Here is a 16,321-nt window from a genome sequence, read left to right as displayed (position 1 = left end):
ACAACTATTTTATACTTAAGTCAGGGGTTTTAAATATGTTTCTAAATGCGTTTATCCATAATATACTTATCAGTGCAAAGGAAATTACACCTAAAATAAGGAATATTACGTAAAAGGAAGGAATCTCTGCGGTAAATGTAATGCTGCTAAAAAAACTTTCTTTTCGGGTAAATAAAATAGCTGCTATTACCGGAAATATTAAGCGGGGAAGCTCCATTTTCCATGCCCATTGTTTTTTTTCCAGTAAGCCCCCTAATGATACTATGGTTATAATTAAGTATAAAACAACTACGCTTTTCACTATCCAGCCGAAATGAGATTCAAAAAATAAAAAGGCGGAAGCGGCCGCTATTAAAATCACATATTGAAAAAGTACATAATAGTTAACCTTTTCCGGTATTTGCACATCAAATTTTTGAAAAGTTTCCGGCTTCACTTCTCCCGGTTTTTCTACACCTCCTAAATAGTCAGGTTTCCAACCGGGTGGTTTTGTTAAAATTTGCCATTTATCTTTCAGGTTTCTGCCTTTACTCACTAACTTCAGTAAGTCAATCCAATACGCAAAATTCAGCCACAAAGGATTCCAGCTTTTGGCTTGGGAGGTGATACCATAAACCACTTCCTCCTCTTCTTCCTGAAATGTTCCAAACATTCTGTCAAAAAGAATAAGGGTACCACCGTGGTTTTTGTCTAGATATTTAGGGTTGATACCATGATGAACTCTATGATGAGAAGGGGTATTAAAAATATATTCTACAACTTTGGGCAACTTACCAATGGCTCTGGTGTGTATCCAAAACTGATAAAGTGTTTGAAATGCACTTACAGCTAAAAAGACAAATGGATCAAAACCCATAAAAGCCAGTGGAATATAAAACACCCAACTGAAAGCACTTTGAACCCATCCCTGCCTTAGAGCAACCGTTAAATTATATTCCTCACTTTGATGATGCACAATGTGACTTCCCCATAAAATACTGATTTCATGTGCTAAACGATGAAACCAATAGTAGAAAAAATCTACCCCTACAAATAAAATAAAAATGGTAAAAAGATTTACGGGAATAGTAAAAAGGCGGAGATGTTCAAAAATCCAAACGTAACCAATAAAAACAGCCACTTTTAAAAATACACCTAATACCTGCTGTCCTATACCACAGCTGATATTCGTTATTGCATCGTTAAATCTGTACCAGGAAGTCTTTTTCAGCTTACCGAATAACAGTTCAAGACCTATTAACAGAAAAAAAACCGGTATGGCAAGAACAATATATTCCATAAATTTTAAAAAAAGAGATTAACTGTCCTTATAAAGATACAAAATCTCTGTTTTAAATTAAAAACTTGCGCTTTTTTATGGCCTTTCCCCTGACTTTTCCAGGCGAAGTCCAACCCCTAAAATATGTTCCAATTCCGGAACCCTCATGTATTGTTGTATGCGAAAAGTATAGCTGCCGGCCTCTTTAAAAATGGCTTTCATCTGAATAGGCACCTGCACAAAACAAATGTCTCCAGAGCAGTTTCCATACCACCTGCCACTAGGTTCTGAAAGAGGCAATTCTACTTTATTTTCCAGTTTTTCCCCATCCGGCATTAGGGTATGCACATAAACCCAAAGATTTCTATAGCCATAAAAACGGGTATGGCGAATGTTAATCATTATATCATACAAGGCCATAGTATCTTCAATTTCTACCGTAAACTCAGGCTGATATTCATAAGTCCATATATCATTCGGAATTTCTTCTGTTTTATCAAAAAAATAATCCGGTTGACAGCCGGCTGATAAAATCATCAGGCAAAACAAAAAGAAAAGATGAGCTTTCTGCATTTTATTTTTAATCATGACAGTCTTTATAATTCTGAAAAATTATCGCTTACCGGGCTTCTTACGTCTTTTATTACGTCTTTTTTTCGATTTCTTATCCAAAGATTCCAGCGAAATCTGCCCCACTAAATCACTGTATTCCCTTTCTACTTCTATATCTACAGAAGCTTCTATCTTAAATGCAACCGATTCTAAATCGTTTATATCTATACGTTTTTTCTGCTTTTCCAACAAATCTGTTACCTGATCAACCTCCAATGGAATAAACTTAGTCGTATTTTCATAACAATACCACATCAATTTTTTAAAAATATCACTTTTCTGGAGGATAGCCTTACCTTTTTTGGTGTAAATAACTTCTGCTTTTTTGGGAAAGTAGGTTAAGGCCTCCACATAGGTATCCAATTCATAATTCAGGCAGCATTTTAAGCGGCCGCACTGCCCGGACAATTTTGTCTGATTAATAGATAAATTCTGATATCGTGCAGCTCCGGTAGAAACAGTTTTAAAGTCTGTTAACCAGGTTGAACAGCAAAGTTCCCTGCCACAGCTGCCTATGCCCCCAATAAGTCCGGCTTCCTGCCTGGAGCCAATTTGCTTCATTTCTATACGGGCATGAAACTCTCTAGCATATACTTTAATGAGCTCTCTGAAATCTACCCGACCTTCAGCCGTATAGAAAAAAGTTACCTTCTTATTATCAGCCTGTACTTCTACATCTCCAATTTTCATTTCCAGATTTAATGACCTTGCAATTGCCCTGCTTCGAATCATTATATCCAGTTCTCTGGATTTGGCTTTTTCAAGAGATGCCAGGTCATTTTCAGATGCCTCCCGCAATATCATTGGATAATTTTCCGGAGCCACTTTTTTTATTCCCTTTTTCTTCATTTGAAGCTTCACTAAAGGCCCCGAAAGCGTAATCTCTCCTACATGATATCCGCTGTCTGATTCAACAGCAACATAATCGCCTGTAATTACCGGTAATCCCTTTTCATTTCTAAAAAATTCTTTTCTGGCTCCTTTTTTAAAGCTTATCTCATACAAACTGTTTGACTCAACTGCTCCGAAAGTATAATCAGATAACCAGTCAAATACATTCATTTTATTACAAGCTCCGGTCAGGCAATCCCCATTGCTCTTACAGCCTTTTGGCAGACCATCTTTATCTTTTGTGGCACATGTAGAACATCCCATAGTATTGTTTTTCCTTAATTTAAAATTCGCTCTATATCCAAAGAAAGATTAAAAAATAAAATCCTTCCGTTGGCATTTCTTTCGATAAAATAATAATTTTTGTTTATCAATTCATTAATTGCCTGTATTTTTTCAGGTTCGAACCTTAACTCAGGTGGAATAAAGCCATCATTTTTTCCCGGAAGCATTTTTCTCATATAGCCTAATCCGGTTTGCAAAAAGTTCTTTTGCTCTTCCCTGCCCCACGAATTCACCTGATCTATAAATTTATTCAGTTCAATTAACTTATCGTGATAACCGGGTTTTTTCATCTCCTTACAGAGTCTCAACCAGTTTAAAAAACCCGACGGCTTGCTTTCATTTGAGGTCTCCAACATTCTCAATGCTTCAGCATAATCACCCTCAGCAGCCAATGCAATATCAGCAGCATCTGAATGGCTGAGATTTTTTTTATTAACTAAAGCCTCTATAATTGCCTGTTCATCTATACGACTGAAGCGTAAAACCTGTGAGCGGGAAGTAATGGTTGGCAAAACATCCGTTTCACTCTCCGCTATCAAAACAAATATTGAACCTTCCGGAGGCTCTTCTAAAAGCTTCAGTAAAATATTTCCTTCTTTTTTTAAGTAAGCAGGCATCCATAAAAGCAATACTTTAAATTCACTTTCCGAACTTTGAATATTAAACTTATGTATGATACTGTTGCAGTCGGCTGCTGTAATATTTCCCTGCTTATCTTCTTCTCCCGAATAGCGAAACCACTCCTTATCATTCAAATAAGGGTTTTCTGATAAAGCTTTTCGCCATTCATGCATAAAATCAGCACTCTTAGGAGCAGACTTCATGCTTTTTGTTCGAACGGTGGGAAATATAAAATGAACATCCGGGTGGATTAATTTTTTTATTTTTTGACAACTATCACAGACTCCGCAAGCATCATCTTCCTGTTTGTCAAGACATAACAGAAAGCGAATAAAAGCGATAGCCATTGGTAAAGTTCCATAACCGGGACTTCCCAAAAACATTTGCGTATGACTTACTCTTTCAGAGCGTACCGTTTGACGCAAATAATCTTTTAGCTTTTGCTGACCTATAATATTATTAAACCCTATCATAATTTTTAAAACAGGGCAGTACAATATGTACTCAGTAGAAATTGTACAAAATCAGACTTTAGGCTCTTTTGTCAGGACTTCCAGTATAGTCGGACTATTGGGTTCGGTAGCCGGGCTGTAAACACCACACAACCTACCCTTTTCATCAAACAAAAATTTCTGAAAATTCCATTCCATCTCAGAATCCTGAAACCCGTTTAAGTCTCCATTACATAAAAATTCATATAGTGGATGCCTGTCTTCACCCAATACTTTAAGTTTCTTAGTCACCGGAAAACTCAATTGAAAGTTTTTTTCACAAAAAGCTTGTATTTCACTTTCTTTTCCCGGCTCCTGATTTCCAAAATCATTGGAAGGCACACCTAAAATATTGATTTTATCTTTAAACATATCGTACAATTCCTGTAACTGGCCATATTGATAAGTATATCCACATTCAGAAGCTGTATTGACTATCAAAAGCAATTTGCCTTTAAACTGCCCGAAATCAATTTCCTCACCATCTAAACCTTCGATCTGAAATTGATAAATACTTTTTTTCACTGCCATTTATTCACTTTTCTTTACAAAACTACCTAAACATTAAGTTATTTCGTTAAAATAAAAGAATATTTTCACGGAATTCACAATTCAATTACTTTTTTAAACATAAATTGCTATTTTACGTTTGCAAGATTGATAATTACTTCTTGCGAGCAAACAACTAAAACAACTGTTTGCCCTTTTAAATAAAAAATTATGAAAGCTGCTGTATACAGAAAAGCTCATTTTAATGCTGCTCATCGCTTGTTTAATCCTGAGTGGTCAGACGAAAAGAACGAAAAGGTTTTTGGCCTTTGCAATAATCATAATTATCACGGACACAATTATGAGTTAATCGTAAAAATTGTTGGTGAAATCAATCCCGAAACCGGCTATGTAATTGATTTAAAGGTTTTAAAAGATGTAATAAAAAAAGAGGTTACAGATGTTTTTGACCATAAAAACCTGAATTTAGACACCGAAGAATTCAAAAATCTGATTCCTTCAGCCGAAAATATAGCAGTGGTAATCTATAATAAATTAACTGCTGTATTGGATAAAAATCTTGAAGTACAGGTTCGTTTATATGAAACGCCAAGAAATTTTGTAGAATATCCGGTTTAATTTATTCGGAGTCTTTCTCTTAAATCAATAAAATCTGCTTTTAAATCCCCGGGGTCATAGCCATTTTCAATAGCAAGTCCGCTGTCAAGGGATACATCTAAAGGTCTTTTTTTAGCCAACTCAGTGTCTTTCAACCAGGAAGGCTTATTGTATACACTATCCAAATCAAACACTTCACAAACAAGAAGACCCAGATGATATCTGGAAAGTCTTTGCGAACCGCCTAAATGTAAATATCCTTTCAATTTTTTTTTCAGACCGATTAAAATCCCTTTTGCAACCCTTCTTGTGTAGACAGGTGTGCGGTATTCATCCCTAAACTGAGAGGCATACTCTTTTTTTCCAATAGTATCTATCAGACCGCGTAAAAAGCCCCCGGGTTTGCCATTTTTATAACCAAACATTAAAGGCACCCTGCATATAAGAGCTCCCGGATAAATGCTTAGTATTTTTTTCTCTGCCATAGCTTTTTGCTCTCCGTATACCATCAATGGATTCTGTTCACATGTTTCACTGTAAGGAGGATTTTTACCGTCAAAAACAAGATCAGTAGAAGTAAAAATAAAAGGAATACTTTGCTGTGCACACCATCGAGCAATTATAAAAACAGCCGTCACATTCAATTTAGAAGTAAAATCGGGGTTTTCTTCACAAAAATTCGTATCAGTTATGGCCGCTAAATGTATCACTGCATCCGGTTTGAGCCGGTTCAACATGGGTAACAAAAATTCAGCGTGATTAAAATCACATTGCAGATATTCAACTGCTCCCTTTATCGGTTCTGTTTTATTAAACTGAGCTAATATTTCATATTTGTCAGCCGCCATTTCTACAAGTGCTGTACCTAGCATACCTGACGCACCGGTTATTAAAATTCTCATTTTAACGCCCTCTCCTTGAAGTGGGAATAATTTGTATGTCTGTATAAATAGGAAGATGATCACTATATCCACCTAAATAATTAGGCCCTCCGTAAGTTCTGAAAATTGTCTTCCCTCCAAATCGTTCATCTTCTGTAAACAGCCAGTCTTCTTTAAAAATTAAAGCCTTTTTTGTTGGAATGTGTATTTGACTTCCCGCATCAAGTAACCCTCTGGATGCAATCATATGATCGAGCATATTCCAGTTTCCACGGAATTTATAAGTTCCAATATCTTCTCTATGCACATAGTCATACACCAGGTTGAAGAGCATTCCATCTTCGTAAGCCTGTTCTACCGGCTTTGCCCTTAGAGTTTCTTTAACACTTTTATTATCCGGTTCGTCATTAAAATCCCCCATTATCAAAATATTTGCTGCTGAATTTCGAGCCAAAACTTCATCTACGTGACTTCTTAATATTTCAGCAGCAGCTACCCTCCTTGGTTCTGTTTCAGCCAATCCGCCTCTGCGACTTGACCAGTGATTCAGATAAACATGCAGCGTGTCTGCATCGGATAAAATACCTTTAGCATATAAAATATCACGGGTACGCATTTGCGGGAACTCCTCCGGTTCAACAGCAATAAATTCTTTAGAAAGCAAGGTGAAAAATCGATTGTCATAAATTAACGCCACATCAATACCCCGGGCATCCGCTGAATTTCGATGAATAATACTAAAATCTCTTTCCCTTTCAAAAATTTCCATCGCAAGGTCTGTTAAAACTAACATATTTTCAACTTCACATAAACCGATAAGCGCAAGATGCTTGTCACCACCCATCTCATTGATGACTTTTCCCAGATCTTTTACTTTTTTTTCATAACGTTCAGCTGTCCATTTATTTCTGCCTTCCGGCGTAAACATCACATCATTCTTACCCGGTTCATCATATATATCAAAAAGATTCTCTACATTATAAAAAACTGCTCTGACTTCATGTGGTCTGTTTAACCTTAATCTTTGACCTTCAACATCTAATGGCACATAAATAAAAAATACAATTACCGATAAATAGAGAAAAATTGTTGCCTGTCTCATTTTTTGTTTTTTTAAATTATAACTTTAAAATAAATTACCACATAGTTTTACTAAATACATCTGAACCCACAGCATCATATATGCTTATTGTATAATGCCTTAAAGATAAAAGCAATTTTACAGAAAGAAAAATTTTAAAGGATTAAATGAATATTAAAATTACTTTTTCGGGCAATGAAAAACAGGTTTAAAAGTACAGTAAGAAAGAGAGCTATTTCTCAAATAAAACATAATAAGCTGATGGAGAATTACTTTCACTGAGGTTTTTTTGAATATAATTTACTCCGGTAGAATCTGTAAATTCAAGAAAACCATTTTGTTTGTTGAAAGAAGCAGATTGAATAAATGTTTCTTCCTTGCTGCTCTCCTCAATCTCATAAACATTAAAAAAGTTTAAGCCTTCAATTTTTTTAGTTTCAACAGGTTTTAATAAATCTAACGGACGGTATATATGATTCAATCGTACGTAACGCTTAAATGAGTACTGATCTTTTAAAAGATAAATCTTAAACTTTAAATTATGGTGATCACTTTCCAGTAAAACTTCGGCTTCAATAGGGAATTTATTGGAGACCTGATGTAACTCAGTTTTTTCCGTAACGATAAATTGAATTTCTCCCGATTCTTTACTGTAAAAATCAACGGTATCTCCTTTATCATAAACCAACCAGGCAAGCTCTTCCTTGGTGAACGAACCCTCTATGCGCTCGTTGGAGCAAGAAACTAACAGTAGGACGATAAAACACAATAATAAGCTACTTCTAAGCATATTTGTAAAAGAAATGTTCAAATTAAAAGTCAAATTTTGCGTAGAAGTATGCCGAATAAAAGTTGTTTTGTTAAAATGCAAAAATACAACGATTTAAAAGAATTGTCAAATAATAATATAAAACATCAAAAATTTAACCGGTTTTTTAGTTTTATGATTAATTTTATAAGACAATTAACTAATTACAAAACGCGACAGAATTAAGATTTATTTTTCTCTTTATATAATTGGCGGAAAGACTTGGGTGCCGGGCTCATTTTTTTATATCCACTACCCATGACATGATGTAGCAACATATTCATTAAGATGTATTTCAGACCGGTATTTAATTTCTCAAGCCATACCGGGTTTAACATTGCTCTCTCCCAAAAGCTATATGCCCATTTTTGTTGCAGACTTTCCCCAAAGTTTTCTTTATATCTCTGTCGGCTCAATCGCATTAGTTTATCAATATTTATCCCTACCGGACATACATCAGTGTTTGACTTGCTGAGAGTGCTTGTATGAGAAAGGTAATATGCTGCCGGAAATTCATTTTTTAAGGGGAATACAATATTTTGAATGGGAGATTCTATCAAATTATCAGTTGTATTAACAGTGAGAGTAGTCACCGGGCAAGATTTTTCACAGGCTTTACAATCTATACAATACATTGCCTCCCTATAATCTTTATCTGCTAAAACTTTATCGCGCCCGTTATTAAGAAATATCAGATAATCCGTACCTTCCTGATTTTCTTTTCCAAACCCTCCAAACAAGTTGTAATCGGGTGGTGAGTCCGTAAAATCCCGGTTTTGGTAAAACAAACGCATCCAGTGATTCAGCTCTTTAATATCAGGCATAATCCGGTCTATACCAACTAAAAAAATTCTTACCGGGCTCATTTTTGCTTCTAAAGTATGATAGGGTGATTCTGCAGGCAAGACGATCAAACCCTGTCCGGATATCACAAAACGGCAGCTTGTAATTATAGCAGCTTCCTCCAGTGGTGCATTTTTTTGACTATTCTTATGAGCTAACGTATGCCAGCGGTCGGGGGCTATGCGTTTAAAATGAAAATTTTGCAAGCGCTCGTCTAATTTCAATTCTTTTCGCAACAAATCGTCCTCTCCGGTAAAATAAGTGATGTTGTTTTTTTTAAGTATATTATATACTAACTGAATAGCTGTTTCCTCATCATCACTCCAAAGCAGTTTAATGCCACTTTCACTAAATTTGGAATCCAACTGAAGCAAGTGCTCTTCCATATTTTCAAAAAATCTCCAGCGCAAATACTTAGATTTGGCTTTCAGGTCTTCACCGGCATTCAACTGTTGATTCTTTCTTTTAAAGTAAAATTGCTCTAACTTTTCAAATGACTTATTTAAACTCTCTCTGTCATTAACAGCATCCCTTAAGTTTTGCTTTATTTTTTGAGTATAATCAGTCATTGCTTTGTTAATAAATATTTAATACGCAAAAATATAAAAAATACAAGCGTATCCTATCAATTATTTTTTTGTAATTTACCGGGGATGCTTTCATATAATTTTTTAAAATAAAAAATCACTATGGCTGAGGTTTTAATTTCTTTTTGTTTGCTGCTAATTTTAGTAATCATCTATTTACTTTTCGGCAAAAAACACCAAAAGTCTGATAATAAAGAGATTATTCAACAGCTCAACAGCAAGCTCAGCGACATTGAACGTTCCATACGGGAAGAAATGAAAACAAACCGGACAGAAGCTGCTCAATATGCTCAGATGAGTAGAGATGAGCTGGCAAAGTCACTGAACCAATTTGGGAATATCAATGCCGAAAACAGCGATAAACTCAATAAATCCGTTAGGGAACGTTTTGAAGACTTTAACAAAATGCAGCAAGAGCTGAATATCGGATTTCTGAATCGCCTAAAAGATATTAGTGAGCGGGTGGAAAAAGACCTTGAAAGTATCCGTAAGGATAATAACGAACAACTCACCGAAATGCGAAAAACCGTAGATGAGAAATTGCAGACTGCACTTGAAAAAAGATTGGGGGAATCCTTTAAACAGGTAAGTGATCGACTTGAACAAGTTCACAAAGGACTGGGTGAAATGCAAAGCCTGGCAAATGGAGTTGGCGACTTAAAAAGAGTTTTATCAAATGTAAAAACCCGTGGAGTTATGGGTGAATACCAACTTGAAAATATCCTGGAGCAACTGTTAACACCCGATCAGTTCTCTAAAAATGTAGCTACCAAAAAAGGTAGTCATGCTTTTGTGGAATTTGCTGTCAAATTACCGGGCCGTGCTGCAGATGAAGGTGTCTGGATGCCTATAGATTCAAAATTCCCAACTGAAAACTATCAATTTTTACTGGATGCATATGATGAAGGGGATAAAATAAAAATTGATGTTGCTCAAAAAGGATTAATAAAAAGCATTGAATTGTCTGCTAAAGAAATCAGTGCAAAATATATAGATCCGCCTCACACTACAGACTTTGCCATTATGTTTTTACCCATAGAAGGCTTATATGCAGAAGTATTGAGGCATAGCGGCTTGTTTGAAAAGCTTCAAAGAACTTACCGGATAACCATTACCGGGCCAACAACCCTTTCTGCTCTTTTAAACAGTCTTCAAATGGGATTCCGAACCCTGGCAGTGCAAAAAAGAAGCAGTGAAGTATGGAAAATTCTGGAAGCCGTAAAAACTGAGTTTGATAAATTTGGCGAACAGTTAGAAAAGGTGGATAAACAATTACACACCGCATCTAAGTCTTTAGATGAATTGAGAAACACCCGCACCAATGTAATGAGCAGGAAGCTGAAAGATATCGGCACCCTGGATACCAAAGAAGCCGAAGAAATATTGAAGTTACCGAAAAAAAATGAAGGAGATGATTAAAACTATTACACCCTTTCAGGGCTGCAGAGAAGTTGCCAAAACTTATAATATCAGCTTATTCAACATTATTGCTGCCATATCATATCTGTCATAGCCAGAATAAGCCTTAAAAAGGCATTACACGTCTAACTTTGGTCAATAGCCCCATAATTACTGCAATAGCTAATGCTTAGCCCTGAAAGAGCAAAATGTCAATTACAACGATAAAAAATAAATTGCTAAAATAAATTCCGCTAATTTTCATTAATTAAATAAAGAACATTTACTAAACATCATATTTAAGGGTGTATATTTTAAAACTTTCTAACTTTGCCGCTAATAAAATAAAATTATGTATTGGAAAAATTATTTCTTTCTGATTAGTCTGCTTGCTGTTTTCTTAACATCCTGTTCAGCAACAGAGAAAACAGAAGACACTTTAATAGAGGAAATTACGAAATTAGAGAATAAACTTTTTGAAGATAATCTAAGCTTTGAGTTTTCAGAAAATATAAGAAACGAATTAATAGAAAAGTATGATGCCTTTTACAGTCAATACCCTAATCATTCCATAGCTCCGGAATATTTGTTTAGATTGGCAGATTTACACCGAAGTGCCGGCGATCCGGTATTAGCTGCCCGGACCTACGAAAGAACTTATGCAGAATATCCAACTTATGAAAACCGTGCTCAGGTTTTATTTTTAATAGGCTTTACATATGAAAACGAAGTAAATGACACCTCTGAAGCACGTTTTTGGTACAATCGTTTTTTAGAGGTATATCCTGAACACCCCCTCACAAAGGATGTTGAATTTTCACTGAATTTTTTAGGTAAATCACCCGAAGAAATGATTCGCTTATGGGAATCTCAGCAAGACAATCAATAGATTTTTAAAAACTATCTTCAACCATAATTTTCCTTAGCAGAGTACGTAAATCACTGATTTTAATGTCGAAAATCAAGTTTCCGCCACGGGCATAAGAAATGGTGCCCTTTTCTTCTGAAACAATTATTGCCAAAGCATCACTCTGTTCAGTAATACCTACTGCTGCTTTATGTCTCACACCAACTCTATCAGGCAAGTCTTCATTTTCAGATACCGGCAGAGTGCAACCTGCAGCCATAATTTTATTTTCTGAAATAATTACCGCCCCATCGTGCAGTGGGCTATTTTTTTCAAATATAGATTCCAAAAGTTTTGATGAAATTACAGCATCAATCTTCACCCCGGAGTTTGCAAAGAACTGAAGCTTAGAAGTATTTGCAAAAACTATCAGTGAACCGGTTTTTGCTTTTTGAAAAATAGCTATGGCACTTAAGGTTTCTTCAATATAAGACTCCAGCTCCTCCTCGGTTTGAATTTTATTGGGAAACCATTTTTTAAGCCATCTATTTCTCTTGAAGTGACTGCCCCTGCCAATAATTAACAAGAACCTTCTCACTTCCGGTTGGAAAATAATTAGCAATAAAATAACCCCTACATCTATAAACTGTCCTAAAATCCCGGAAAGTAAGTTCATGTTCAGTGCCCGCACACCAAAGTAAATCATATAAATAGAAACCAAACCAAGAAAAATATAAAAAGCAAGGCTTCCCTTTAGCAGACGGTAAAGTTGATAGATTAGCAAGGCTACCAGAAATATATCCAGTATATCCAGTAAACGGATTTCCATAAACCCTATCGATATAAATTGGAGTATTTCTGTCACTTTTTTTTTACAAAGCTAAAAATTTAAGCTGAATATAATTAACGCTGTTAAATTTAAGAAATATTTAAGCGTTTTCTTTTTCAAAATAGTCAGGTTTATAAAAATTCCTATCTTATAAAAATGGTCAACCTAATTCAGGGACTTACAGGTTAGCTCCCCCTATTTAATCCACCTAAAAATTAAAGGCGGCAAATCTGCATCATGCTGAATTCTGATAAAGTAAATACCCTCCGGCCAGTTTGCTGTATTCTGAACAAAACGGGAACCATTAAAAACAGTTTCAGCCATTTTTTGCCCTAGCACATTTTTTACATCAATTAAATAACTGTCATCAAAAGGTAAATCAATCGTGAACTGATTATTTCCAGGGTTCGGATATAATGTTACATTTGTGTAATCCACTACTTCAGGTACAGATACAGTATCATTATCCGGTATTGTATCCTGAGGTTCTTCAGCCAGCTTAACTATTATGTCATCTATACGAACCTGCGCGCGTGGTCCGCTATCATCCGACTGAGGAGATTGATAATACAGCCAGCGCAGATAAACAGTATCCTGATTTTCCATATAATCGGGAAAAGGTATAGGTCCAAATTCCTGAAAATGTAATGTATATGAAGAGGTATATTCCGTGAAAGGTTCAAAATCCTGCCAAACATCATTTTCAGATAATTTATACTGTAAACGAAGGTTATATGTCCTTGAGTTTTCCTGTACGGTACCGGCTGTAAAATATAGTTCAATATCTTCACAAGCATCCGTACTGAGACCTAAAACAGCAGCGCCTACCCAACCGTTTTCACTTAGGCAGGTTTCACTGTTTTGGGGATTACCGGTGTTTATAAACGAAAATCCGGAAACTCCTAAGCCATTAATCCGGGGACGGTTGTTCAAATCATACGCACAGGTGTAATTAGCAACCATTTCTGTTTGTTCATCAGGAGTATTTGTAAAATCCTGTGTGTGAAACATAATATTTTGAGGATAAGTAAGTGCCGGTGCATTCGGAGGCCAGAAATCAAAAACATAATCACTGTCACAAACATCATGCAAAGCCGGATAAGTAAACGGCAGGAATGCAGCAACTTTTGCTTCAAATACTGCCGTGAATTGGGTATCCGAATCTAAATAAACATACATTTCACTAAGAGTATCGCCCGTCTCCAACCATTCCACAAATTCATAACCGTCTTCAGGGATAGCTTTTAACAATACAGGAACATTAGAAAAGTAATCACCTGTCCAGGGATATTCATCATGCTGCAGAGTGCTAAACTTAATACTACCCCTTTGCGGATTGTCTACATCCAAAATAACTGTATGAATTTCATCTAAACTAAAGAAGTTCTGTATATGGTTAAACACATGGCCTGCTCTCACATTTCCAAAGTCAATAATGTTTTGGGTTGAGCCTTGCCAATAAAATGGTCTTTGCCAGCGATTCACATGCTCATCAATCACATTTGCCAAATCATTATGAAAAGAATCTATACGCGCCTCAACAAAAGAGGGTTTAAAACGGGTATTCAAATGATCGGCAAACCTGTTAATAAAAGCAACTTTAAAGCTTTCGTTATCTAATAAATTTCTTAGTAAGAAAGTTGCCCAGGAAGCATTTGGCCAGGAATTATGACTGTCATTGGTTGCAAAAACCAAGGTATTGTGAGAGGGTGGCGTTTGAGAATACCCAAAGCTGAAATCAGTATCAAAAACTATCCATCTCCAGCGACCGTCAGTCCGGTCATTGTCTTCATCATAAGCCCCTTTGTACCTATAGTATTTATTATTATTTGAAGGCCAGTCTCTGTTTGCAAAAAAGATATGAGCAATCTGAAAATCAATAAAATTGTATACATCCATCAATTCTTTTACCTGCTCATAAATCACCGGGTCTGTAATATCCTCATTATCTATGAAAGCTTCCATGTCAATATAATGCTGTTCATCACCCGGTTCTCCTTCTTTCAAATCATAAACACCTGTATTTCTGTCTCTTTTTAGAATTACTACACTATCGGGGTCTAAATCATAATGGGTAGCTATATAAAAGCGATCTTGTCTTTCCCGAATGTTGTGTATACCCCAAAACTCTCCGTTTATAAATGCAACGGAGGGGGTGTATGCTTGTTTATCGATATCTATCCCTTCCAAAAGGCTTTGTAATGCGGCATCTCTGATTAAAGTCATAGGCCAATCATTCCCTGAGCTTCTCAGTAGCAGGCGTTTAAATTGATTTAATTGTTTTCTGCCGTCATTGGTTAAGTGGTCATCACCAAATAACGGGTATTCAAAATGAGAGTTTCCATAAAGATTTCTGGCGTACAAACGTAAAGTTTTCTGAGGATAATGCCGGCTTGCACCTCCGTGAGTACGTATTCCCGCATGTTGTCCAATTACTTTTTGTCCGTCTTTAAAAAGCTCTATAAATGCCTCTCTTTCCCATTCAAAGCCACGGTTCAGATAATTTTGGGGAATAAACAATCCCTCACTCTGTCCAAAAAAATTATCATGATTAGTCGTAATGGACCAAACCGGTAAATCATAACGCATATTAGCTGTGGAGTCGATAAAATAGGTGTGAACCACTTCTGAAGGGACATAGCCCGGTTTGAAAACTTTAACCCGTAAATTATGTGCTTTAAACACTTCGCTTGCCGGCGGGTCCCAGCCATGCCATCCACCTAAAGTTGATGTTACTATTGTAGAATGCTGGTTTGGCTCTCCAAAGCGATCGTATAATTTAAAAGGACCGGTATAAAGTGGAGAATTTTCATCCGGCTCTGTACCGTCGGTCGTATATCGGATTTCACTGCCTGTGACAGCCGGTGCTATTTGAATTTCCACAGAGTCCTGATAAAAACCACCTTCTGTCAACACATTTGCCGGAGACAAAATACCGGTATAGTTAGATTGATTATTATTTGGCTCTTCAGGGCTGGGATTACCCATAATGTACCATTGAGCAGCTCCGTCAGGATAGCGCCCGTATGAATAGTCGGTTAATAAGTTTTGAGCCGGCACCATATCTATTTGTTGACCGGAAGGGTCTGATAAAAACAAAGGTTCACCTTCAATACTTATTCTGAAATTGGTGTGCATTTCTCCCGATTCAAAAATATCATGTCCGGAAGCAAACACAATTAAAAAACTTCCGGGAGCGATTACCGTATCCGGGAAGGACCACATTAATTTATCATCTTCATCATCTGAAAGGTAATATCCCTGAAGATTAACCGGTGATTGACCGGAATTATAAATTTCTATCCAATCCTCATTATTGCCATACATATCTTCTATACCGGCATGATTGGAAGATAAAAATTCATTGATAAAAAGTTGTGCTTTCAGCGGCTGTATGCAAACTAGAAAACAAAGTAAAAAGCTTACTTTAAATAGATTATGTATCATATAGCGTATGTTAAATTTAATTTCATTCAGCTGTAAATTTAATAAAAAAATAACAATTTTATAAATCTTATTTTTTTGATTTTAATAGACTCTGTAAATGGCTGCGCAAGTCCCAAGAGAGCAAAACCCAAATTTCAAGGGGAAGATGAATGGAAAAATTATGATAAAAAATGTTGTGAGAGGACTCCCTATTTATACGGAGATACTTCCTAACGTCAGTATGACAGAAAGGAGGAAGTTCTTCTTTTTAAAAAAGTATAAAAAACCTCCTTAACTCATCTAAAAAACCTTTATTAAAAACGAGAATACATCCTTTTCTCTTTAATCTTTTTTCT

General features: G+C 36.0%; 14 protein-coding genes. 3 read left to right on the top strand and 11 right to left on the bottom strand.

Features of this window, described 5'->3' with window-relative positions; translation table 11 throughout:
- Positions 1-4: 4 nt before the first annotated feature.
- The 5 genes from EA412_03435 to EA412_03415 form a co-directional block, all read right to left on the bottom strand.
- Positions 5-1,279 (bottom strand): sterol desaturase family protein, encoded by a 1,275-nt coding sequence (locus EA412_03435; protein TVR81177.1) that lies wholly within the window; start codon positions 1,277-1,279, stop codon positions 5-7.
- A gap of 75 nt (positions 1,280-1,354) precedes the next feature.
- Positions 1,355-1,846 (bottom strand): gliding motility lipoprotein GldH, encoded by a 492-nt coding sequence (gldH, locus tag EA412_03430; GenBank protein ID TVR81176.1) that lies wholly within the window; start codon positions 1,844-1,846, stop codon positions 1,355-1,357.
- 24 nt (positions 1,847-1,870) lie between these two features.
- Positions 1,871-3,025, bottom strand: coding sequence for a hypothetical protein (locus EA412_03425; GenBank protein ID TVR81175.1), 1,155 nt, complete (start codon positions 3,023-3,025; stop codon positions 1,871-1,873).
- Positions 3,026-3,039: 14 nt separating this feature from the next.
- A complete protein-coding gene (locus EA412_03420; GenBank protein TVR81174.1) occupies positions 3,040-4,164 on the bottom strand; it encodes a hypothetical protein in 1,125 nt (374 codons plus the stop codon).
- 27 nt (positions 4,165-4,191) lie between these two features.
- Positions 4,192-4,689, bottom strand: coding sequence for a glutathione peroxidase (locus tag EA412_03415; GenBank protein ID TVR81173.1), 498 nt, complete (start codon positions 4,687-4,689; stop codon positions 4,192-4,194).
- Positions 4,690-4,878: 189 nt separating this feature from the next.
- On the opposite strand from EA412_03415, the gene EA412_03410 reads away from it, so the two are divergent.
- Positions 4,879-5,286 (top strand): 6-carboxytetrahydropterin synthase, encoded by a 408-nt coding sequence (locus EA412_03410; GenBank protein TVR81172.1) that lies wholly within the window; start codon positions 4,879-4,881, stop codon positions 5,284-5,286.
- On the opposite strand, the gene EA412_03405 is transcribed toward EA412_03410, so the two are convergent.
- The 4 genes from EA412_03405 to EA412_03390 form a co-directional block, all read right to left on the bottom strand.
- Positions 5,283-6,167 (bottom strand): SDR family oxidoreductase, encoded by an 885-nt coding sequence (locus EA412_03405; protein ID TVR81171.1) that lies wholly within the window; start codon positions 6,165-6,167, stop codon positions 5,283-5,285. The genes EA412_03410 and EA412_03405 overlap by 4 nt on opposite strands.
- 1 nt (position 6,168) lies before the next feature.
- On the bottom strand, positions 6,169-7,248 hold the full coding sequence (locus tag EA412_03400) for an endonuclease (GenBank protein TVR81170.1): 1,080 nt from the start codon (positions 7,246-7,248) through the stop codon (positions 6,169-6,171).
- A 211-nt stretch (positions 7,249-7,459) separates the two neighbouring features.
- On the bottom strand, positions 7,460-8,098 hold the full coding sequence (locus EA412_03395) for a hypothetical protein (protein TVR81169.1): 639 nt from the start codon (positions 8,096-8,098) through the stop codon (positions 7,460-7,462).
- 119 nt (positions 8,099-8,217) lie between these two features.
- Positions 8,218-9,447, bottom strand: coding sequence for a lactate utilization protein (locus EA412_03390; protein TVR81168.1), 1,230 nt, complete (start codon positions 9,445-9,447; stop codon positions 8,218-8,220).
- A gap of 120 nt (positions 9,448-9,567) precedes the next feature.
- Between EA412_03390 and rmuC the strand changes: the two genes are divergently transcribed.
- Entirely contained in the window at positions 9,568-10,884 is a 1,317-nt protein-coding gene (gene rmuC, locus EA412_03385; GenBank protein ID TVR81167.1) for a DNA recombination protein RmuC, read from the top strand.
- A 331-nt stretch (positions 10,885-11,215) separates the two neighbouring features.
- Positions 11,216-11,752 carry a hypothetical protein gene (locus EA412_03380; protein TVR81166.1) on the top strand — a complete coding sequence of 179 codons (537 nt, stop codon included), beginning with the start codon at positions 11,216-11,218 and terminating at the stop codon, positions 11,750-11,752.
- A gap of 4 nt (positions 11,753-11,756) precedes the next feature.
- Here EA412_03380 and EA412_03375 read toward each other — a convergent pair whose 3' ends face one another.
- Positions 11,757-12,539 carry a TIGR00159 family protein gene (locus EA412_03375; GenBank protein ID TVR81165.1) on the bottom strand — a complete coding sequence of 261 codons (783 nt, stop codon included), beginning with the start codon at positions 12,537-12,539 and terminating at the stop codon, positions 11,757-11,759.
- A 195-nt stretch (positions 12,540-12,734) separates the two neighbouring features.
- Complete coding sequence (locus EA412_03370; protein TVR81164.1) at positions 12,735-15,986, bottom strand: T9SS C-terminal target domain-containing protein; 3,252 nt, start codon at positions 15,984-15,986, stop codon at positions 12,735-12,737.
- Positions 15,987-16,321 lie beyond the last annotated feature (335 nt).

This window comes from Chitinophagaceae bacterium, from assembly GCA_007695095.1.
GTDB lineage: Bacteria > Bacteroidota > Bacteroidia > Chitinophagales > REEL01 > REEL01.
Note: the sequence above shows the minus strand (reverse complement) of the source record. Positions and strands in the feature narration are given on the sequence as shown.